Origin of the sequence: Curtobacterium pomorum (genome assembly GCF_044497295.1) — a bacterium.
Taxonomy (GTDB): domain Bacteria; phylum Actinomycetota; class Actinomycetes; order Actinomycetales; family Microbacteriaceae; genus Curtobacterium.
This window is the reverse complement of record NZ_CP172409.1, coordinates 110,183-124,254: the sequence shown is the minus strand read 5'-3', so window position 1 is coordinate 124,254 and position 14,072 is coordinate 110,183. Positions and strand designations below refer to the sequence as shown.

Sequence of the window (14,072 nt, the reverse complement as noted above, 5' to 3'; positions counted from 1 at the left end):
AGCGCGTTACCATTGGCTACGTGCTCATCTGTCTCACGGCGTCGCATCGCAACGCCAGCTTCGACCTCTTGGAGCGACTGAGCATCGCTGCCCCGGCCGCAGCAGGCCACCTCGTGACGGATTCCGACGTCCTGGACGGTGCAGTGGTGCTGGCCACGTGCAACCGTTTCGAGGCGTACCTCGACATCGCCGGCGACGACCGCGACTCAGCCGTCGCCGCCACCGTGCAGGCCGTGGCGGCCGCGAGCGACCTGGACGCCACCGAACTGCGCGATTCGGTCAGCGTGCTCGGCGGCAAGGACGTCGTGCAGCACCTGTTCGCCGTGTCGAGCGGGCTCGAGTCCGTCGTCGTCGGTGAGACCGAGATCTCCGGCCAGGTCCGCCGCTCGCTCGAGGACGCCCGGAGCAACGGCACCACCACCTCGGACCTCGAGCGGCTGTTCCAGGAAGCCGCCCACACCTCGCGCGGCGTGAAGACCCGCACCCGGATCGGTGCCGCCGGTCGGTCGCTCGTCCGCCTCGGCCTGCAGCTCGCCTCGTCGCGCGTCACCGACTGGGCGCACACCCGGGTGCTCCTGATCGGCACCGGCAGCTACGCGGCCACCACCATCGCGGCCCTGCGCGATCGCGGCGCCGTGCACATCCAGGTGTTCTCGCCCTCGGGCCGCGCCGCCTGGTTCGCCGCGAAGCACGACCTCGTCGCCGCCCGCGACCTGCGTCACGCGATCGGTACCAGCGACGTCGTGATCACCTGCACGTCGAGCGAGGTGCCGGTCGTCGCGCCGGCCGACCTCGACGACGGCATCCGCCGCATCGTCATCGACCTCGGACTCCCCCGCAACGTCGACCCGGCCGCCGCCGGTGTGGACGGCGTCGAGCTGCTCGACCTCGAGACCATCAGCCTGCACGCCCCGATCTCCGAGCTGAACGCCGAGTCCGAGGCCCGCGCGATGGTCGACGACGCCGTTTCCCGCTTCCGGGCGCAGGCGCTCGAGCAGTCGACCACCCCGGCCCTCGTCGCCTTCCGCAAGCACGTGTTCGACATCCTCGACGACGAGATCGACCGCGCCAAGCGCCGCGGCGACGCCGACGGCGAGTCCGCCGAGCACACCGAGCGGGCGCTCCGGCACCTGGTCGGCGTCCTGCTGCACCGCCCCTCCGTCCGGGCCCGTGAGCTCGGCCGCGCCGGTCGTGGCGAGGAGTTCGTCGGGGCCATCGACGCCCTGTTCGGCGTGCGGCCCGAGCCCGAGGCGGAGCTGCCGGCGCCCGTCGTCCCGCTCGCGGACCGCACCGCCCTGGACCCGACCGTCTCGGAGCGCGACGACCAGGCGGACGCGAGCTGAGCCTCCAGACAGGCTCGCAACCACCCACGCTGCGTGTCAGTGCGCTCCTGCTGATCCGTGACCGGCGTGTGCTGATGGTGCGCGCGCGATCGCGCGACGTGCTCTACCTGCCCGGCGGCAAGGCCGAGCCGCACGAGACCGACGTCGACGCCGTCATCCGTGAAGCCCACGAGGAGACCGGGTTGCGGGTCACCGCCGACGACGTCGACCCGTTCGGCGTCGTCCTCGAACCCGCCCACGGGCAGGCGCCCGGCACCATGGTCGCGATGACCCTGTTCCTGGTCCGACCGGGAGGCCCGTTGGACGCCGCCACGCCCGTCGCCTCGGCAGAGGTCGACGAGGTCGAGTGGGTCACCTCGGCGGACGCCGGTCGCTGCCCGCCGGCGGGCGTGGAGACGCTCCGCCGCCTGGTGGCGGCGGAGCGCATCGACTAGTCGTCAGGCCTGGTCCTTGTCGACGTAGTGGCCGGTCTCGCCGTCCTGCGTCGGTTCGGCCTCGCCGGGGATGTCCGACTCGACGTACTCACCGTCGGGGCCACTCGAATCCGGACGGGCCTCGCCCGGGATGTCGCTCGCGACGAACTCGCCGACCGGCTCCGTCGTCGCGACGTGCTCCTCGCCGGGGATGTCGCTGTCCGTGAAGGCGCCTGCGCGGGTCTCGACCCCGTCCGCGCGACCCTCGTCGCCACGTGCCTGTTCGTGCTTGCCCGTCATGTCCGACCTCCGCTGCTCGGGTTCCTGCCTCCGGAGTGTGCTCGCGGTCCCTGGATGCCGACCGAACCTCGAACTCCCGGTGGTGGTTGCCTGTGCACCATGCAACGCAGCAGCCGATCGAAGTTCCTGCTCGCCGTCACCGGGCTCGTCGCAGTCGGGGCGCTGGCGGGTTGTGCCTCCGGCGGGGAACCCTCCGCCACCGAGACCGTCACGGCGCCCGCGCCGTCGCCGTCCGCTTCCTCGTCCTCGTCGGCGTCGTCGTCCTCCGCGACACCGTCGTCCGGCGCCTCGGCGTCAGCCGGTACCGGGTCGGACGGCTCGGGCTCCGGCTCTGCGGCCAGCAGCAGGTGCGCTGCGTCGTCGCTCGCCGCCAGCATCGAGCCGGGCAGCGGAGGAGCAGCCGGCAGCGTCATCGTGCACCTCGCACTGCGGAACACCGGCTCGACGACCTGCACGCTGCAGGGCTGGCCGGGCGTCTCGTTCGTCGGCGGCGGCAACGGCACCCAGATCGGTGCCGCGGCGACACAGGAGAAGAGCTCTCCGCACCCGACCGTGACCCTGGCCGCCGGGCAGACCGCCGTGGCACCGCTCAAGATCGTCCAGGCCGGGAACTACTCGACGGCGGACTGCTCGCCGAAGACCCCGGACGGCTTCCGCGTGTACCCGCCCGGATCGAAGCAGTCGCTGTTCGTGAAGAACGCCGACTACCAGGCGTGCGCGTCCGCCGATGCGTCGCTGCTGTCGGTGCAGGCGCTGGTGCCCGAGGGGCAGGCGACGTCGTAGCGGACGCATCGGCGGGTCGGGCACCATGGAGCCGTGACGTTCACGATCAGGGACGAACGACCCGGTACGGCGGAGCTCGTGGCGCTGTACGACGCCGTCGGGTGGACCGCTTACACCCGTGATCCCGAGGCCCTCCGCGCAGCGGTCGCGGGGTCGCACACCGTGGTGACCGCCCGTGATGACGACGGGCAGCTGCTCGGTCTGCTGCGGACGATCTCGGACGGCCAGACCATCGTGTGCGTCCAAGACGTGCTCGTTGTGCCGTCGGCGCATCGTTCCGGCGTCGGCGGCGCACTGCTCGACGCGGTCCTGCATCGGTACTCCCACGTGCGGCAGACCGTCCTGCTGACCGACGCCGAACCGGGCCAGCGTGCGTTCTACGAGTCGCGCGGGTTCGTCGAGGTGCACGACGTCGAGCCGCAGCCGCTGCGGTCGTTCGTCCTGCTCCGCTGAGCGGAACGACACCGGACCGACGCTGGACTGCGCCCGCCGAGGTCAGCGGCGGGCGGGAGCGTGCACGGCCTCGAGCACCTCGGTACCCATGGTGCGGAGTGCCTCGATGACCGCGAGACGCCGCTGCAACGAGGCGTCGTCGAACGTCACCGTCACGGCGTAGCTGACCGACGAGCCCGGACCGCGGAGGATCCCCGCCTCGGCGCGGACGCCCGTGCTCGACCCGGTGACCGCGACGACCTGCAACCCGTGGTCGAGCGCACGGTGTGCCAGGGGATCGAGGCCGAACGAGCCGGCGACCAGGTTCAGGTCGCTCGCCAGTGACAGCCACCCGAGCACCCGGTTCGAGACCGCTTCGTCCACGACCTCGCCGAGCGCCAGCCCGCGCATCACCCACGCGAGCTCGCCCGTCGGGGCGACGGAGGCGTCCGGGGCGTCGTCGGGGCCACGACGGTCGCGCACCCGGTCGATCAGCGCGGTCCGCTCGATGCCGAGCGACTCCGCACGCTCACGGACGGAGTCGATGCCGACCGTCGACAGCAGCGCGTTCATCGCCCACGTGTCACCGGTGGCGCCGACCAGGGTCGCCAGGTCGGGCACCTGCATCGTCGGCTCCTGCAGGAACTGCCACAGGCCGGCACCGGTCGCGGTGTCCCGCGCCATGCGCTGCAGACGGTCACCGTGCAGACGGCCGTCCTCGAGCTGCGCCGCGACCTCGATCAGCAGCAGCACGCGCCCGAGGCTCGCGACGGGCTGCACCAGGGTGTCGTCGACCGCGAGCAGGGCCTTGCCCGACGACGTGTCGATCACCGAGGCGCTGACCCCGGCGCCGTCGACGGCGAGCGCACCGAGGGCCTCGACCGTGGCGCCGAAGCGGTCGTCCGTCCGACCGCTGTGCCGGCCGCGGGCCCGACCGCCACCACCTGAGCGGTCCCCCGGCCGCCGACGGCGTGACGACCGAGCCGCGTCCGGCTCCACCATCACCAGATCGCGACGCGCTCGGCGGGGTCGAGGTACATCGCGTCCTGCTCGGTCACGCCGAACGTGTCGTACCAGACGTCGATGTTGCGGACGACCTGGTTGCAGCGGAACTCGTTCGGCGAGTGCGGGTCGATCTGCAGCAGACGTGCCGCCTCTTCCGGACGGATCGCCATCTGCCACGCCTGCGCCCAGCTCAGGAAGAACCGTTCGGCACCGGTCAGGCCGTCGACGACCGGGGGCTCCTGGCCGTCGAGCGACAGCAGGTACGCCTTCCACGCGATCGACAGGCCACCGAGGTCGCCGATGTTCTCGCCGATCGTCAGGGCGCCGTTGACGTGCCCGTCCGGGACCTCGGTCGGGACGAGTGCGTCGTACTGCGCGATGAGGGCCTTCGTGCGCTCCTCGAACGCCGTGCGGTCGGCCTCGGTCCACCAGTTCTCGAGCTTGCCGTCGCCGTCGTACTGCGACCCCTGGTCGTCGAAGCCGTGTCCGATCTCGTGACCGATGACGGCCCCGATCGCGCCGTAGTTGGCGGCGGCGTCGCGGTCGGCGTCGAAGAACGGGAACTGCAGGATCGCCGCGGGGAACACGATCTCGTTGAAGCCTGGGTTGTAGTACGCGTTGATCGTCTGCGGCGTCATGAACCACTCGTCGCGGTCGATCGGCTTGCCGATCTTGCCGAGCTCGCGGTCGACCTGGAACGAGGCGACGGCGCGGACGTTCGCCACCAGGTCGTCGGCCGTCACGGGCAGCGCCGAGTAGTCGCGCCACTTGACCGGGTACCCGATCTTCGGCGTGAACTTGTCGAGCTTGTCGAGGGCACGTGCTCGGGTCTCGTCGGTCATCCAGTCCAGCGCCGTGATGCTCTGCCGGTACGCCTCGACCAGGTTGGCGACGAGGTCGTCCATCTTCGCCTTCGAGGACTCGTCGAAGTGCTCCTGCACGTAGATCCGCCCGACGGCCTCACCCATCGCGCCCTCGACCAGGGAGACGCCGCGCTTCCAACGCTCGCGCTGCTTCGGCGCCCCGGTGAGGGCGGTGCCGTAGAACGAGAAGTTCGTGGCCGAGAACGCGCTCGTCAGGTACGCGGCCGAGCCGCGGATGACCTGCCAGCGCAGCCAGTCCTTCCAGACCTCGAGCGGCTGGTCGCGCAGGAGCTCGGCCAGGCCCGTGATGAACGACGGCTCGCGCACGACGACGGTCTCGAACGCACCGGCCGGCGCGTCGATGGCCTGCCACCACGTCTGCAGGTCGATGCCCTCGGCGAGCGCCGCGACCTCCGCCCAGGGCAGCTTGTTGTAGGTCTTCTGGCTGTCGCGCGTGGTGACGTTGTCCCAGTGCTTCGACGCCAGGGCGGTCTCGAGCGCGATGACGTGCTCGGTGCGGTCGCCGCCGTCCTCGAACCCGGCGAGCGGGAACATCGCCGCGACGAACTCGCGGTACTTCGTGCGGATGTCGGCAAAGCGCTCTTCGCGGTAGTAGGACTCGTCGGGCAGCCCGAGACCGGACTGCTCGAGGAACACGACGTAGGACTCGGGGTCGCCCGGGTCGTTGTCGACGAAGAGCTGCAGGAAGCTCGGCAGACCGAGGCGCTCGAAGCGTCCGACGGTGGCGATGAGCTCGGGCACGGACTCGATGGCCGTGATCTCGGCGAGCAGCGGCTCGATCGGCGCCGTGGCGAGCTCCTCGAGTCGGGCTTCGTCGGTGAAGGAGGAGAAGAGGTCACCGACCTTGCGTTCCTCGGTGCCGGGTGCGGCCTGCTGCGAGCGCTCGATGATCTCGCGGACGGCGAGTTCGGCGGCCTCGGCCAGCACCGTGAAGGAGCCGTAGCGGGCCTTGTCGTCGGGGATCGGCGTCTCGGCGATCCAGGTGCCGTTCACGTGGCGGTACAGGTCGTCCTGGGGGCGCACCGCTGGGTCGAGTTCGTCAGTGTGGATGCCGGAGGCACGTGCGACGTCGGTCATGCGGTCCACGATAGCCACCGACGCCATGCAGCAGGTCGGTGTGCGTCGTCACCTGTGGACGGCTGCCGGTACGGTCATCGCATGGGACTTCCGTGGAAGCTGCACGGCGACGGCAAGACCGTCTCCGCGACGACGATCGTGGCACCGGACGAACGACTCACCTGGGGCCGGACGATCGGTCTCGGCGTGCAGCACGTCGTCGCGATGTTCGGTGCCACCTTCCTGGTGCCGCTGCTGACGGGCTTCCCGCCGTCCACGACCCTGCTGTTCAGCGGCATCGGCACGATCCTGTTCCTGCTCATCACCGGAAACCGGCTGCCGAGCTACCTCGGATCGTCGTTCGCGTTCATCGCGCCGATCGGCGCGGCGACGAAGATCGGCGGCATCCCCCTCGCACTCTCCGGCATCATCGTCGTCGGTGCGCTGCTCGCGATCGTCGGGCTCGTCGTGCACCTGGCCGGCGCCGGCTGGATCGACCGGCTGATGCCCCCGGTGGTGTCCGGTGCGATCGTGGCCCTGATCGGGTTCAACCTGGCGCCCGCGGCGAAGGACAACTTCACGGCGGCCCCGGTCGTCGCGGTCATCACCCTCGCGGCGATCATCCTGGTCACCGTCCTGTTCAAGGGGCTGATCGGTCGTCTGTCGATCGTCATCGGTGTGCTCGTCGGCTACGTGGCGGCGCTCATCGGCGGCCAGGTCGACTACTCGAAGGTCGGCGAGGCCGCCTGGATCGGCCTGCCGACGTTCACCGCTCCCGCGTTCGACCCGTCGCAGCTCGCGATCTACCTGGCGTTCGTGCCGGTCGTCCTGGCGCTCGTCGCCGAGAACGTCGGCCACGTGAAGGGCGTCGGGCAGCTCACCGGCCGCGACCTCACGCCCCTCACCGGCCGGGCGCTCTTCGCCGACGGCGTCTCCACCGTGCTGGCCGGAGTCGGCGGCGGCTCGGCCACCACCACCTACGGCGAGAACATCGGTGTCATGGCCGCGACCCGCGTCTTCTCCACCGCCGCGTACTGGGTCGCCGCGATCGCCGCCGTCCTGCTCGGCCTCTCCCCGAAGATCGGTGCGGTCATCTCCTCGGTCCCCGCCGGCGTGCTCGGCGGTGCGACCACCGCCCTGTACGGCCTGATCGGCGTCATCGGCATCCGCATCTGGGTCGAGAACCGTGTCGACTTCTCGAAGCCGAAGAACCAGCTGACCGCCGGCATCGCGCTCATCATCGGCATCGCGGACTTCACGTTCGCGTTCGGGCAGGCGAGCTTCGGCGGCATCATCCTCGGCACGATCGCCGCGATCGTCGTCTACCACCTGATGGACCTGATCGGGCGGGCGCGCGGCACCGACGAGGCGACGCCCGCTGCCTCGGAGGATGCGCACGCCGCCACCGGCGGCGTCCCCGCCGAGCCGCGCGCCGACTGACGCAGGACGGCGGCTGGACGAGATCCGTCGCCTGAGCACGTGGGACCACCGGACGGGAGGCCCGTGGCGGACACGGCCACGGGCCTCCCGTCCGTCATGACGCACGTCGACGACGTGGGCCTGCCTTGGCGCCCACGCCCAGTCATGCGGTCACGACCGCGACGGGGCTAGCGTCGGACCGTGACCGACTTCGTCCGCTACCAGAGCGCGGTGCCCAACCGACGTGGTCGTTTCCCCGGGATCTTCGCGCTGACCAACGGTCTGCGCGCGGCCGGAGCCCTCTCCGACACCGACGACCGCTGGCTGGTCGCCGCGAACCAGCGAGCAGAGGGGCTGTACCTGGACCCCTCGACCGTGGAGACGCGGCTCTTCGACGAGGCACGCAATCCAGGAGCCCGATCCTGGTTCCGGACGAGTGCCACGGCCCTGCTCACGATGAGCGCGGACTACCTCGACCTGCTCGACCGGTACGGAGTCGCGTGGGTGGAGCTGCGGACCAACAGCCCCGGACGGATCGCCTACCAAGACGACGTGCAGATCGTGGCAGTGCCGCTGACCCACCCGTCGGACTGGCCGTTCTGAGCCGGTGTGCTGAGATTGCACGATGAGCACGCACCTCGAGCGCACGCGCACCTTCACCGCGATGCACGTCCTCGGCGCACCGGTCGTCCTGCCCAACGTGTGGGATGTCGCGTCCGCACGCATCGTCCTCTCGGCCGGAGCGCGTGCGATCGCGACGACGAGCGCCGGCGTCGCCTGGTCACGCGGCCACCGGGACGGCAACGATCTGACCCGGGACAGCGCGCTGGACGCCGTGCGGCCGATCGCGGCGGCAGTCGACGTCCCGTTCACCGCCGACATCGAGCGTGGGTACGGCGAGACACCGGGCGACGTCGTCTCGACCGTGTCCGCGTTCCTCGAGCTCGGCGTCTCCGGCGTGAACATCGAGGACTCCCGCCGTCCGGTGGCGGAACAGGAGGACCGCATCCGCGCAGCCCGCCAGGCTGCGGATGACGCCGGCATCCCACTCTTCGTCAACGCTCGGATCGACACCCACCTGCTGGGCACGCCCGGCAGTGACGCCTGGGCGGAGGAGACGCTCACCCGTGCGACCGCCTACGCCAGGGCCGGCGCCAGTGGCGTCTTCGTGCTCGGAGCGCTGTCGGCCGCCACGATCTCGATGCTCGTGGACGCGATCGAGCTGCCCCTCAACGTCGCGTTCGGGCCCGGGACCCTGTCGATCGGTGACCTCGCACGGGCGGGGGCGAGCCGGGTCAGCGCGGGATCGGCCATCGCCGAAGCTGCGTACAGCGTCGCCGGCGACTGGGCTGCACAGATGTTCGGTGCGCCGGGTGCTGTGGTCTCGGCACCGCCGACGCTCGGCTGGGCCGCGATCAACGAGGTCGTCCGCGACTGAACCCGCGAAACGCGGGACCACCGGACTGGAGGCCCGTGGCGGCGCCGCCACGGGCCTCCGGTCCGTCACGACGTCAGCCGAGGACGGGAACTGGGTTCTGATCACCCAGACCGGGAACTTGCTCGATCCCATCTCCCGGGAATGCGCCGGAGCTCGGGCTACGCGACGGCGACGATCTCGAGGAACGTCTGCTCCGTGACGATCTCGATGGTCTGGCCCGTGGCGGCGAGGTCCTTCGCTCGTTGGACCTTCCCGCTGAGAGAGGTTCCGGGGCGCAGCGTCGCGGGGTCGAAGCCGCCCATCACGACCAACGTGGTCTTCTTGGTCACGTTGCCCGAGACGACCGCTCCGAACGAAGCGACGAGCGTCTGCGCCTCGGTGCGGGTGTAACTGTCGAGGTCGCCAGAGAAGCACACCACCTCTCCGAACAGGCGGTGCGCCGGGTCAGGCGACTGGAGTGTCCGGTCATCGCTCGAGTGTCGCCGACAGTCGAGCGAGTGCAGAGTGATCAGCGTCGGCTGCGCAACGGGATGTGGCCCCACCAGCCCAGGCCAGCGGAGTCGAAATCGAGGATGTCGAGGTAAGCGCCAAGTGGTTCGCCGATGTTGAAGTCCGCGACCTCCTGTCCGAACTCCTCTGGAGTCGGCTGGTCGCCGGTTGCGTAGGCGTCCGTGCGGTCGACCGTCGTCCACCGGTTGCGGATGATCCCGACGCGAGGACCTTGCCACGGGGAGTCGTAGACGACGCGGAACTCGTCAGCTGTGGCCCAGGCGTCGTGCACGACGACGGTTGCCGCCTCGGTCGGGCCGCCGTCGCGGAGTTTCCGGAGGCATGCGAGCAGAGCCCTCGGGCCCCATTCCTCGGCACGAGACGCCTCGAGCTCTGCGATCAGCTCAGCATGTCGAACGCTCTCCATGTGGCGAACGTATCAAGCGAACCGTCCGACGACGGACCTGGCCTCGATCGATGCGGCGATGCTTCCGAAAGGTGCGCCGACGGAATCAGGCGTCCGCCCAAACTGGACGGTTCAAGAGCCAAGGGTGCCCCTCTGGGAGTCCGACGCGATCGCCGAAGGCGAGGTCTTCGAACCGCGCGGGCAACATGACCGGCACAGCAGCAGTCGGCTGGGCGAGCAGGTCCCACCGGGCCTCGTACCCGCTCCACACGCTGATGTGCACGCGAGACTTGTCGACACCCGCGTTCCGGGTTCCCGGAACCGCGTCGGGGTCCGTTCGCCAATCTTCGTGCGCGATGAAGGCTGCAGCCGCAACTCGACCGTCGAGCCGGGGTGCTTCGACGACATCCGTCATCCGGGAGCGCGATCCTGGTTCAGGACAGGTGTCGCGGACCTGCTCACGATGAGCGCCGAGTACCTGGATCTGCTCGATCGGTACGGCGTCGGGTGGGTGGAGCTCCGGACGGACCGTCCGGGGAGGACCACCTACGAGGACGACGTGCAGATCGTGGCCGTGCCACTCGCCTACCCGGCGGACTGGCCCTTCGCACCCGCCGTCTCGACGGGCGTGGCGGCGCGGCGCTGCTGACGGTCCCTGCTGGCTCCGCTACCCGGGACGTCGGTGGGACTTCGAGATCGCGTAGTGCCGCAGGCGCACGGGCCCGCGTCGCTCGGTCGACACGAGGGTCGCGTCGTAGCGTTCCAGGGTCGCGATCGAGCCGACGTTGTCGTCGCGGCACACCGCGAGGACCGGGTCGATGCCGATCCGCGACGCGTGTGCGAGCACCTGTCCCAGCGCCCACGTCGCCACACCGCGGCCACGGTCCGACGGACGGATCCCGTAGCCGACGTGGCCCATCCGCGGCACGCTCGGATCCCCCGGCGAGCGCAGCGCGATGCCGCCGAGCACCCGACCGTCCTCGACGATCCACCAGTGCGCGCCGGCCCGGGTGTGCAGCCGGTGGACCCAGGTGCGGAAGCCGTCCTGATCGTCGACGTCGTCCTGCGGCGTGATGCCGAAGCCGTCCTCGTGCGGGCCAGGGCCCCACTCACGATGCGCCTCGGCCCACGCCTCGGCGTACGTCGTCTGCGGTCGCACCAACTCGAGCATGTCCAAGTATCACAAGGAGGCGGCGCATCTCGCAGGGCGGATGTGCCGCGTCGACCACCGAACGTGGGACCACCGGACCGGAGGCCCGGGTCGACGCCGCCACGGGCCTCCAGTCCGTCGCGGGGTCGCGCTCACCCCGCCTGCCGACCACGACGGGTCGGCATCGCCGACAGAATGGGTCGGTGCACCGACCGACGCGACCCGCTGTGACCGCCGAGCGCCGCGCGGTCGACCGCGACATCGTGCGGCTGGCGGTGCCGGCGCTCGGCGCGCTCGTGGTCGAGCCGCTGTTCCTGCTGACCGACACCGCGCTCGTCGGCCACCTCGGCGCGACGCCCCTCGCGGCCGTCGGGCTCGCGAGTGCCGTGCTGTCGACCGTGACCGGGCTGCTGGTGTTCCTGGCGTACTCGACGACGCCGGCCGTGGCGCGCGCGCTCGGCGGTGGCGACCGTCGCGGAGCCGTGCACGCGGGCATCGACGGGATGTGGCTCGCGCTCGTGCTGGGGGTGGTGCTGGCGCTGGTCGGGTGGCCGCTCGCCGGTCCGCTCGTCGACCTGTTCGGTGCGTCGCCCGAGGTCTCGGCGGCAGCGACCGCCTACCTGACGGTCTCGCTCATCGGGCTGCCCGGGATCCTGGTCGTCACCGCCTCGACCGGGCTGCTCCGTGGGCTGCAGGACACGAAGACCCCGCTCGTCGTCGCGACCGTCGGGTTCGTCGCGAACGGACTGCTCAACGCCCTCCTGATCTACGGGGCGGGTTGGGGCGTCGAGGGGTCCGCCGCCGGCACGGTCATCGTGCAGTGGGCGATGGCCATCGTCTACGTCCGCATCGCGGTGCGGGCCGCTCGGTCGTCGGGCGCGCCGCTGCGACCCGGCGCCTCGGGCGTCGCTCGGGCGCTGCGCTCGGGCGCCTGGCTGTTCCTGCGGACCGCGTCGCTGCGGATCGCGATGCTCGCGACCGTCGGGGCTGCTGCCGGGTTGGGGACCACCGGGCTGGCGACGACGCAGGTCGGTTTGACGGTGTTCTCGACGCTGGCGTTCGCGCTCGACGCCCTGGCGATCGCCGGGCAGGCGCTCGTCGGGCACGGACTCGGCGGGCGTGACCCGGAGCGGGTGCGCCTGGTGACGAGGCGACTCGTGCTGCTCGGGATCGCCGGTGGTGTGCTGCTCGGCGTGCTGACCCTGGCCGTGAGCGGGCTGCTCGGGCCGGTGTTCTCGGACTCGCAGGCGGTGCGGGACGCCCTGCCCGTCGTGCTGGTGCTCATCGCGGTCGGGATGCCCGTCGCCGGGTACGTCTTCGTACTCGACGGGGTACTGATCGGGGCCGGCGATGCGCGGTACCTGGCGATCGCGGGCGGTGTGAACTTGATCGTGTACCTGCCGCTGCTGTGGTGGGCCGGCGGGACGCTCGCCGGGCTGTGGGCGGCGTTCGCCCTCGGGTACATCGGGGTCCGGGCGGTGACGCTCGGGGTGCGAGCCCACCGGCGCGGCTGGGTGGAACAGGCGCTCGCGCGGTGAGCAGGTCTGCTCCTGATGGGCCCTCTGCGCCGGTGGCTCCGTCGTCGTCTGTGGCGTCCTCGGCCGTGCTCGCCACGGTCGGCATCGGGGTGCAGGGCGTCGCGAAGCTGCTCCTGACCGTCGTCGTCGGTCGGGTGTTCGGCACCGAGACTCTCGGGCAGACCACGGCGCTGTTGTCCCTGTCGGTGTTCGTCGCCCTGCTCTGGCCGAACGCCGCGGGCAACACCGCGTCGCGGTTCCTGGCGATCGCGCTGCGGGGTCGGCGGTCGGACGCCGCGGTGAACCGGCTGCTCGGGGTCTCGATGTTGGTGTCGAGCGTGGTGCTCGCCGCGGTCACCGTGCCGATCGCGCTGGCCTGGGGCAACGGCCCCGGGATGGTGCTCGGTGGTGCCGCGGTCGTCGTCGGCTACGGCCTCTACTGCTACGCCCGCGGTGCGCAGCTCGGCTACGACCGGGCGCCGCGGGTCGCGCTGTGGGACTCCGTGACGAGCGTGCTGGCGCTCGGGTTGCTCGTCGTCGCGTGCGTCACCCGGCTCGAGCCGTTCGTGCTGCTGCCGCTGGCCATCGGGTACACGGTGTTCGCGATCGCGTGCTGGCCGCGGGGCAACGGCTTCGCGCCTGCTTCGCGCGAGCCCGCCGCCGGGGTGCTCGGGTTCGCGGCGTGGAACGTGCTGGCGGTGGTGACCTCGAACGGGCTGCTGCAGTTGACGATGATCTCGGCGCAGGTGACCTCGTCGGCGCACGACGCCGGTGTCTACGCGGCTGCCTTCACCCTGGCGACGCCGGCGTCGATGCTCGGGCAGGCGCTGGGACAGGTGCTCGTGCCGGCGTTCGCGCACCGGACCGACGGTGGCTCGCTGCGGTCACGCGGGGCGCTGGTGCTCGTCGTCGGGTTCGCGGCAGCGTCCGCCGTCGTGTTCGGGCTGGTGGCGCTGCTCGCCGGGTGGTTCCTGCCGATCGTCTACCCCGCCGAGGGCACAGCTGCCGTCGCCGACCTGCGGTACCTGATGGTCGCGGTGTGGGTGTTCACCGTCGGGCTCGTGCCAGCGGCATTGTTGCTCGCCGCTGGACGCTCACGCCAGGTCGCCCTGGCTTCGGTCGCCGGGTTCGTCGTCGGTGCTGGGCTCATGGCGGTGCTCGGACCGGTCGCTGGTGTCGCGGGTGGGACGACGGGGTTCCTGGTCGGGAGTGCGGTGAACCTGATTGCGGTGGTGAGGCTCGGGGTGCGGCGGCGGTGAGCTCGACAGGAGCCGGTCGGCCGCGTCGGATTCCCCAGCGCCACTGGGCTCGTCATTCACAAGGGGTCCAATGTACGAGGCGCTAGCGGTCTATGCAGCGACAGTTCTTAGGCACCTACCTCGGACGTAACCCCACTCGCCTGGACGTTACGACTTACTATCCAAAGCCCTGGCGACC

Annotated in this window: 16 protein-coding genes; 10 read left to right on the top strand and 6 right to left on the bottom strand. The window is 71.1% G+C overall.

Annotation, left to right across the window (positions count from 1 at the left end; all coding sequences use genetic code 11):
- Positions 1-20 precede the first annotated feature (20 nt).
- Together ACGH48_RS00565 and ACGH48_RS00560 are read left to right on the top strand one after the other, a co-directional pair.
- Entirely contained in the window at positions 21-1,343 is a 1,323-nt protein-coding gene (locus ACGH48_RS00565) for a glutamyl-tRNA reductase (protein ID WP_123311109.1), read from the top strand.
- Positions 1,340-1,777 (top strand): NUDIX domain-containing protein, encoded by a 438-nt coding sequence (locus ACGH48_RS00560; RefSeq protein WP_396291146.1) that lies wholly within the window; start codon positions 1,340-1,342, stop codon positions 1,775-1,777. The genes ACGH48_RS00565 and ACGH48_RS00560 overlap by 4 nt, the downstream gene beginning before the upstream one ends.
- A 3-nt stretch (positions 1,778-1,780) precedes the next feature.
- Here ACGH48_RS00560 and ACGH48_RS00555 read toward each other — a convergent pair whose 3' ends face one another.
- The gene (locus ACGH48_RS00555; RefSeq protein ID WP_396289795.1) at positions 1,781-2,056 is read right to left on the bottom strand and encodes a hypothetical protein; all 276 of its coding nucleotides are present in this window, start codon (positions 2,054-2,056) and stop codon (positions 1,781-1,783) included.
- A 99-nt stretch (positions 2,057-2,155) separates the two neighbouring features.
- Here ACGH48_RS00555 and ACGH48_RS00550 point away from each other — a divergent pair, with 99 nt between their 5' ends.
- Positions 2,156-2,839, top strand: a complete 684-nt coding sequence (locus tag ACGH48_RS00550; protein WP_396289794.1) for a DUF4232 domain-containing protein — start codon at positions 2,156-2,158, stop codon at positions 2,837-2,839.
- 33 nt (positions 2,840-2,872) lie between these two features.
- The gene (locus tag ACGH48_RS00545; RefSeq protein ID WP_396289793.1) at positions 2,873-3,292 is read left to right on the top strand and encodes a GNAT family N-acetyltransferase; all 420 of its coding nucleotides are present in this window, start codon (positions 2,873-2,875) and stop codon (positions 3,290-3,292) included.
- Between the two features lie 42 nt (positions 3,293-3,334).
- On the opposite strand, the gene ACGH48_RS00540 is transcribed toward ACGH48_RS00545, so the two are convergent.
- Both ACGH48_RS00540 and ACGH48_RS00535 read right to left on the bottom strand, forming a co-directional pair.
- Complete coding sequence (locus tag ACGH48_RS00540) at positions 3,335-4,273, bottom strand: serine hydrolase (RefSeq protein WP_396289792.1); 939 nt, start codon at positions 4,271-4,273, stop codon at positions 3,335-3,337.
- Positions 4,273-6,237, bottom strand: coding sequence for a M13 family metallopeptidase (locus tag ACGH48_RS00535; protein WP_396289791.1), 1,965 nt, complete (start codon positions 6,235-6,237; stop codon positions 4,273-4,275). Before ACGH48_RS00535 ends, ACGH48_RS00540 begins: the two co-directional genes overlap by 1 nt.
- 81 nt (positions 6,238-6,318) lie before the next feature.
- Here ACGH48_RS00535 and ACGH48_RS00530 point away from each other — a divergent pair, with 81 nt between their 5' ends.
- The 3 genes from ACGH48_RS00530 (at position 6,319) to ACGH48_RS00520 (ending at position 9,073) form a co-directional block, all read left to right on the top strand.
- A complete protein-coding gene (locus ACGH48_RS00530; protein WP_123311121.1) occupies positions 6,319-7,656 on the top strand; it encodes a uracil-xanthine permease family protein in 1,338 nt (445 codons plus the stop codon).
- Positions 7,657-7,836: 180 nt separating this feature from the next.
- Positions 7,837-8,238 carry a hypothetical protein gene (locus tag ACGH48_RS00525; RefSeq protein ID WP_396289790.1) on the top strand — a complete coding sequence of 134 codons (402 nt, stop codon included), beginning with the start codon at positions 7,837-7,839 and terminating at the stop codon, positions 8,236-8,238.
- A gap of 22 nt (positions 8,239-8,260) precedes the next feature.
- The gene (locus ACGH48_RS00520; RefSeq protein ID WP_396289789.1) at positions 8,261-9,073 is read left to right on the top strand and encodes an isocitrate lyase/phosphoenolpyruvate mutase family protein; all 813 of its coding nucleotides are present in this window, start codon (positions 8,261-8,263) and stop codon (positions 9,071-9,073) included.
- Positions 9,074-9,231: 158 nt separating this feature from the next.
- Here the strand turns inward: ACGH48_RS00520 and ACGH48_RS00515 are convergent, their stop codons facing one another.
- Complete coding sequence (locus tag ACGH48_RS00515) at positions 9,232-9,489, bottom strand: BRCT domain-containing protein (RefSeq protein ID WP_396289788.1); 258 nt, start codon at positions 9,487-9,489, stop codon at positions 9,232-9,234.
- 92 nt (positions 9,490-9,581) lie between these two features.
- On the bottom strand, positions 9,582-9,989 hold the full coding sequence (locus ACGH48_RS00510) for a hypothetical protein (protein ID WP_396289787.1): 408 nt from the start codon (positions 9,987-9,989) through the stop codon (positions 9,582-9,584).
- 124 nt (positions 9,990-10,113) lie between these two features.
- Between ACGH48_RS00510 and ACGH48_RS00505 the strand changes: the two genes are divergently transcribed.
- On the top strand, positions 10,114-10,617 hold the full coding sequence (locus ACGH48_RS00505) for a hypothetical protein (RefSeq protein ID WP_396289786.1): 504 nt from the start codon (positions 10,114-10,116) through the stop codon (positions 10,615-10,617).
- An 18-nt stretch (positions 10,618-10,635) separates the two neighbouring features.
- Here the strand turns inward: ACGH48_RS00505 and ACGH48_RS00500 are convergent, their stop codons facing one another.
- Positions 10,636-11,139, bottom strand: coding sequence for a GNAT family N-acetyltransferase (locus ACGH48_RS00500; RefSeq protein WP_396289785.1), 504 nt, complete (start codon positions 11,137-11,139; stop codon positions 10,636-10,638).
- A 206-nt stretch (positions 11,140-11,345) separates the two neighbouring features.
- Between ACGH48_RS00500 and ACGH48_RS00495 the strand changes: the two genes are divergently transcribed.
- Together ACGH48_RS00495 and ACGH48_RS00490 are read left to right on the top strand one after the other, a co-directional pair.
- Entirely contained in the window at positions 11,346-12,656 is a 1,311-nt protein-coding gene (locus tag ACGH48_RS00495) for an MATE family efflux transporter (protein ID WP_396289784.1), read from the top strand.
- A gap of 65 nt (positions 12,657-12,721) precedes the next feature.
- Positions 12,722-13,894 (top strand): lipopolysaccharide biosynthesis protein, encoded by a 1,173-nt coding sequence (locus tag ACGH48_RS00490; RefSeq protein WP_396289783.1) that lies wholly within the window; start codon positions 12,722-12,724, stop codon positions 13,892-13,894.
- Positions 13,895-14,072: the final 178 nt, after the last annotated feature.